Here is a 5,610-nt window from a genome sequence, read left to right as displayed (position 1 = left end):
GCGCGAGCGTGGCCCAGGGGTACTGGCGCAAGCCGGAGTTGAGCGAGGCCACCTTCCATGCGCGTCCGGCCGGAGTGGTGGCGGGGCCGGAGTACCTGCGCACGGGGGATTTGGGCGTACTGACGGAGGACGGGCAGTTGCTCGTCACGGGGCGGCGCAAGGACCTCATCATCCTGCGCGGGCGCAACCTGTACCCGCAGGACGTGGAAGGAGTCATGGAGCGCGCGGACTCACGCGTGCGCGCGGGAAGCGTGGCGGCGTTCTCCGTGGAGACGACGTCTGGCGAGGCGCTGGCGGTGGTGGCGGAGGTGGGCCGGGATTTGGCCGACGCGGACGCGACGGTGCTGGCGGCGGTGGCGAACGGGCTGCGGCAGGCGCTGGCGCGGGAGTTGGAGGTGCAGACGCACACGGTGGCGCTGCTGGCTCCGGGGGCGGTGCCCAAGACGTCGAGCGGGAAGATTCAGCGCTTCGCGTGCCGGGCCGCGCTCGTGTCCGGGGAGCTGTCCGTGCTGTGGCGCAGTGAGGCGCCGGGTGCGGAGCCGTTGGTGCGGGCTCCGGTGGTTCCTGTGTCCGAGGAGAAGGCGGCGGAGCAGTTCGGTGCAACGGCGGGTGTCTCGGCGGCAGAGGCCACGGCCTCGTCTGACGCGCCGGTGAATCCGTTCAGCGCGAAGGACGGCTCGGAGGCCACGGCTTCGGCGGGTGCGATGGTGAATCCGTCCGGCGCGGCAAAGAACGGACCGGAAGCCACGGCCTCGGCTGACGCGACGGTGAATCCGTCCAGCGCGAAGGGTGGACCGGAAGCCACGGTCTCGGCTGATGCGACGCCCTCCACGGGCGCACTGCCGGACGCGTCACGGGTTGCGGCCTCCCCTACCCGCTCCGTGGAGGAACTGGAGCGCATCCTTCGCGAGGAGCTGACCGCCGTGCTTGGTGCGGAGGCGGGCCTTCAGGGGGCGGATGTTCCTCTCACGCAGTTGGGCATGGACTCGCTCGCGGCGGCGGACCTTCAGGCTCGCATCGAGAAGCGGCTGGGCATGCGCGTCTCCGCGGCCACCCTGTTGCAGGACGTGACCCTCCAGGGGCTCGCGGCTTCGCTGGCCCAGGGCCGCACCGCCACGGGACTGGCGGCGCTTCCCCCCGTGCAGCGGCGCTCGGCTCCTTCGGGGATGGCGCCAGCCTCGTTCTCCCAGCAGCGGCTGTGGTTCCTCCAGCAGCTCGCACCGGAGTCCACGGCCTACCACGTGCCCGTGTCGCTCTCGCTCCGGGGCCCCCTGGTCCCGGAGGCGCTATCGCGCTCGCTGACAGAACTGGTCCGCCGCCACGAAGCGCTGCGCACGACCTTCGTCGCCCGGGATGGCGTGCTGTTCCAGCAGGTCCATGCTCCTTCGCCGGTGGCGCTGACGGTGGAGGACGTCATCAGCCCGGACTCCGGGGCACGCGAAGCCTTTCTGGATGCGTGGGCGGTGCGCGACGCCCAGAGCCCGATGGACATGTTCACCGGGCCGCTGTTGCGCTTCGTGCTGCTGCGCTTCGCCCCCGATGAGCATGTGCTGCTCGTCTTCGTGCACCACCTGATTGCCGACGGTTGGTCCGTGGCAGTGCTCTCGCGCGAGCTGGCCGCGCTCTACGGCGCCTTCGCCACCCAGCGCCCCTCGCCCCTGCCCGAGCCCGCGCTCCAGTACGGCGACTTCGCGGCGTGGCAGCAGGCGCACCTGACGGCCCAGGCCCTGGCCCCGGAACTCGCGTGGTGGAAGCAGACGCTCTCCGGCGCGCCTTCCTTGCTGTCCATCACCACCGACAAGCTGAGGCCCCAGCGACTGTCCTCCCACGGCGCCCGCCGGCTGCGCGTGCTGCCCGCGCCGCTGATGGCGAAGCTCAACGCGCTGGGCCGTCGTGAAGGCGCCACGCCCTTCATGATGCTGGTGGCCGCGCTGGGCGCCGTGCTGCACCGCTGGAGTGGCCAGACGGACTTCATCCTCGGCTCCGCGACGTCCGGACGCGATGTGCCGGGCACGCGCTCCCTCGTCGGGGACTGCACCAACTTCCTCCCGCTGCGCCTGCGCCTGCCTGCCGACACCACCGTGACGGGGCTCCTCGCCAGCGTGAAGCAGACGACGCTGGACGCGCTGGCCCATGGGTACGTGCCGTATGACCACGTGCTCGCCGTCGCGCAGCCCGGCTCGCAGCGGCGCGAGCTGTACAACGTCGCCTTCGTCCTGGACGACTACGCCATTCCGCGTGCCCAGCCGGTGGGCGGTGGGCTGACGTTGGACGTGGGGTTGCTGGACAACCGCACCACCGAACTCGACATGACTTTCGAGGCCGCACCTGGCCCTGACGGTCTGCTCATCGGCTGCAAGTACGCCACGGACCTCTTCGAGCCGGAGACCATCGACCGGCTCCTCTCCCACCTGGAAGTCGTCGTCGGCGGCATGGTGGCCGCTCCGGAGACGAAGCTCTCCGAGCTGCCCGTGATGACGGAGGCCGAGCGCCACCAGGCCCTCCACGGATGGAACCCACCCGTCGAGCCGTTCCCCACCAGCACGCTGGTGGAGCGCTTCGAAGCGCAGGTGGAGCGCACCCCGGACGCCATCGCCGTCACCTTCGAGCTGCGCCAGTTGACGTACCGCGAGTTGGACGCACGAGCGAACCAACTGGCCCACGTCCTCCAGGCGCGCGGTGTGGGCCCGGAAGTGCTCGTGGGCGTGTGCCTGGAGCGCGGAGTGGAGTTGGTGGTGACGCTGCTCGGCATCCTCAAGGCCGGAGGCGCGTACCTGCCCCTGGACTCCGCGCACCCGCGCGAGCACCTGGCGTTCCTGCTGGAGGATGCGCGCTCACCGCTCGTCCTCACCCAGGCGTCGCTGGAGGACTGCGTGCCGTCGGTGGATGGCACCTCCGTGCTCACCTTCGAGGCGGCGATGGCTTCCGGCGCTTCGTCCGAACGGCCGTCATACCGGAGCGCGCCAAGCGACCTCGCGTACGTCATCTACACCTCGGGCTCCACCGGGCGTCCGAAGGGCGTGATGGTGCAGCACGACCAAGTCACTCGGTTGTTCAGCGCGACGGACGCGAAGTTCCACTTCGGGCCTGCAGACGTGTGGACGCTGTTCCACTCGTACGCGTTCGACTTCTCCGTCTGGGAGCTGTGGGGCGCGCTGCTGTACGGCGGCCGGCTGGTGGTGGTGCCGTACTTCGTCAGCCGCTCGCCGCAGGCCTTCCTGCGCCTGCTGGCCGACGAAGGTGTCTCCGTCCTCAACCAGACGCCCACCGCCTTCCGCCAGCTCCTCCATGCCGAACAGCAGGCCGCGTCCCAGGGCGAGGCCCCGGCCCTGGCGGCGCTGCGCTACGTCATCTTCGGCGGTGAAGCGCTGGACCTCGCGTCGCTGCGTCCCTGGTTCGAGCGTCACGGTGACGCCCGGCCGCAGCTCGTGAACATGTACGGCATCACCGAGACCACGGTGCATGTCACGTGGCGGCCGGTGGGGCTCGCGGACCTGGAGCGTCCGGGCTCCAGCGTCATCGGTCAGCCTATTGCCGACCTCCAGTTGTACCTGTTGGACGCGGCGGGACAGCCGGTGCCCCTCGGGGTGCCCGGCGAAATCCACGTGGGCGGCGCGGGCGTGGCCCGGGGCTACCTGCGCCGGCCGGAGCTCACCGCGGCGCGCTTCGTGGACGACCGCTTCGGCCCCGTGCCGGGGCGCAAGCTCTACCGCGCGGGAGACCTGGCGCGGCGCCTGCCCTCTGGCGAACTGGAGTACCTGGGCCGCATCGACCACCAGGTGAAGCTGCGGGGCTTCCGCATCGAGCTGGGTGAAATCGAATCCTCGCTCAGCACGCACCCCGACGTGCGAGAGACCGTGGTCATCGTTCGCGAGGACGTGCCCGGCGAGCAGCGGCTCGTGGCGTACGTCGTCCCCGCCACGGTGGAGGCCAGCGTCCTGCGCGAGCATCTGCGCGCGCGGCTGCCCGAGTACATGGTGCCCGCCGCCTTCGTCGGCCTGGAGGCCCTGCCCCTCACCACCAACGGCAAGGTGGACCGTCGCGAGCTGCCCGCGCCCACTGTCGCCATGTCCTCCCGCGAGGACGACGCGCCCCTGACGCCGCTTCAGGAGCAACTGGCGGCGCTCTTCCGTGAAGTGCTGCGCGTGGAGCGCGTGGGCGCGCACGACGACTTCTTCGATTTGGGGGGCCACTCACTGCTGGCCACGCAGCTCGTCACGCGGGTGGCTGCGCGGTTCGGCGTGGAGCTGCCCCTGCGCACGCTGTTCGAAGCGCCCACGCTGGTGCAGCTCTCGGAGCGCATCCAGGCACTGCCGTCGCGCACCGTCACTCCTCCGATTCCCACGGTGCCTCGCGAGGGCGACCTGCCGCTGTCGTTCGCGCAGCAGCGCATGTGGTTCCTGGAGCAGTTGGAGCCAGGACAGGCGCTCTACAACATCCCCCTGGCCCTGAGGCTAACCGGCGCCCTGGACGTGGAGGTGCTGCGCCGCACCTTCGCGGAAATCGTCCTCCGGCACGAACCGCTGCGCACCACGTTCGTGGAGCACGAGGGCCAGCCACTCCAGCGCATCCACGCCGCGCCCGCCGAGTGGCCGCTGCCGGTGGAGGTGCTTCCGGAAGGCGCCGCACGCGAGGACACCCTGCGCCGCCGCATGCGCGACGAAGCGGCCCTGCCCTTCGATTTGAGCACCGGCCCGCTCTTGCGCACGCGCCTGCTGAAGCTCTCCGCCGGGGAGCATGTGCTGCTCTTGAACATGCACCACATCGTCTCCGACGGTTGGTCCATGGGCGTGCTGGTGCATGAGGTGGGCAGCCTCTACGCGGCGTTCGCCGAAGGCCGTCCGTCTCCACTGCCGACGCTGGGAGTGCAGGCCGCCGACTTCGCCGTGTGGCAGCGCCAGGAGGGGAACTCCGAAGGCGTGCAGGCGCACCTCGACGCCCTGCGCGAGTCGCTGAAGGACTTGCCCGCGCTGACGCTGCCCTCCGAGCACGGCCTGCCCGCGACGCGGACCCTGCGGGGCGCAAGCCACGTCTTCACGCTGCCGGCGTCTCTGGTGCGCGCGTTGGAGCAGGTGGCGCGGGAGCGCAACGCCACGCTCTTCATGGTGCTGCTGGCCGGGTACGAAACGCTGCTGGCGCGCTACTCGGGGCAGGACGACTTCGCCGTCGGCAGCCCCGTGGCCCACCGTACCCGGCCGGAGCTGGAGCCGCTCATCGGCGTCTTCCTCAACACGCTGGTGCTGCGTGCCCGACTGGAAGGCGACCCCCGCTTCACGGAACTCCTGGACCGAGTGCGCGAGTCGTCGCTTGCTGCGTATGCGCACCAGGACGTGCCTTTCGAGCGGCTCGTGGACGCCCTGGGAGTGGAGCGCGGCACGGACAGGGGCTCGCTGTTCCAGGTGATGTTCGCGCTGCACAACGCGCCCGTGCCCCCGCCCTCACTGCCCGGCGTGCGCGTGGAGCTGCTGCCCACCGCGCCGGACACCTCCCGCTTCGACGTGAGCCTGTCGATGATGGCGCGCGAAGGCGGACTGGAAGGGACGCTCGAATACAGCCTGGACCTCTTCACCCCCACCACCGCCGCGAGGCTGGCGTCGCAGCTCCGCGTCC

At 70.9% G+C, this 5,610-nt stretch carries 1 protein-coding gene; it reads left to right on the top strand.

Annotation, left to right across the window (positions count from 1 at the left end; translation table 11 throughout):
- A partial coding sequence (locus D7V88_RS38450; protein WP_147449056.1) for a non-ribosomal peptide synthetase occupies positions 1–5,610 on the top strand: 5,610 nt, incomplete at both ends.

The organism is Corallococcus terminator (assembly GCF_003611635.1).
GTDB lineage: Bacteria > Myxococcota > Myxococcia > Myxococcales > Myxococcaceae > Corallococcus > Corallococcus terminator.
This window is presented reverse-complemented; position numbering and strand designations above follow the sequence as displayed.